The organism is Streptomyces lothianensis (assembly GCF_047779955.1).
GTDB lineage: Bacteria > Actinomycetota > Actinomycetes > Streptomycetales > Streptomycetaceae > Streptomyces.
Window position 1 is genome coordinate 1 of the sequence record NZ_JBLMKT010000117.1, and the last position, 1,290, is coordinate 1,290.

Below are 1,290 nucleotides of genomic sequence, written 5' to 3' on the forward strand. Positions count from 1 at the left end.
TCACTGTCACGCTCAGCCGCCAACCACTCCTGCACCCGCCCCAACACATGCACGACAAGGTCGCGCGTGCCGTCGGCGTCGTCGGCGCTCAGCTCCCACACGTCGGTGCGCGGCGCGTCGGCCGGAGAATCGATCTGCGAATCGACCTGAGAGTCGGTCGGTACGGCCTTCGGGACCCACTCCACGCGGTAGAGGGAGTCGGCGCCCTCGCCCCGGCCGGAGGAGGCGACGTCCAGCTGCTGCGCCGAGACCGAACGCAGGACGAGCGAGCCGATGCGGCCCACCGGGACGCCGATGCCGTCGGCCAGGTCCAGGGAGATCCTGCCGCCGTCGCCCGCCGCCATGCGTACGCGCAGCACCGGCGAACCGATGGCGAACAGCTCGACGTCGGTCCAGGCGAACGGCAGACCGGGGCCCTCCAGGTCGGAGACGCCGCCGGTCAGACCGATGGCGTGCAGGGCGGAGTCGAGGAGCGCCGGGTGCAGACCGAACCGGCCCGCCTGCTCCGCCGCGTCACCCGAGAGCCCGACCTCGACGAACAGTTCGTCGTCCCGGCGCCACACCGCACGCAGCCCACGGAACGTCGGGCCATAGCCGTAGCCCAGTTCAGCCAGGAAGTCGTACATGCCCTCGACGGACACGGCCTCCGCGCCCTGCGGCGGCCACTCGACCATGCCCACCGCGCTCTCGGCGGTCGGCTGCGGGCTCTCGGCGACAAAGCCCGAGGCATGCAGGGTCCACGTGTCGTCGTGGTCGTCACCGGCGCCGATGCCCGCACCCGTGCTCGCGGCCGAGGAGTGGATCATCAGCGGGCGCCGGCCGTCCGGCTCCGCCGCGCCGACCACGATCTGCAGCGAACGGGCACCGTGCTCCGGCATCACCAGAGGTGCCTGAATGGTCAGTTCGTCCAGCAGCGGGCAACCGACGCGTTCACCGGCGTGCAGGGCGAGCTCCACGAACGCCGTGCCCGGCAGCAGCACCGATCCGAGGACGGCGTGGTCCGCCAGCCACGGATGCGAGTCCAGCGACAGCCGGCCGGTGAACAACGACGTGTCCTCGCCCGCGAGCGCGACCGAGCCCGCGAGCAGCGGGTGCTCGGACGTGCTCAGACCGGCACCGGCCAGGTCGCCGGTGCGGTTGAAGTTGCGCGGCCAGTAGAGCTGGTGCTCGAAGGCGTAGGTGGGGAGAGGGGTACGGCGGGCTCCGGTGCCGGTGTAGACGGTCTGCCAGTCGACGCTCACGCCGTGGCAGTGCGCTTCGGCGAGGGAGGTGAGGATGCGGTCCGGGCCG

1 protein-coding gene is annotated in these 1,290 nt (G+C 72.0%); it reads right to left on the reverse strand.

From position 1 onward, the window contains the following. On the reverse strand, positions 1-1,290 hold a 1,290-nt coding region (locus ACLF6P_RS29840), incomplete at both ends, for a polyketide synthase dehydratase domain-containing protein (protein WP_415954540.1).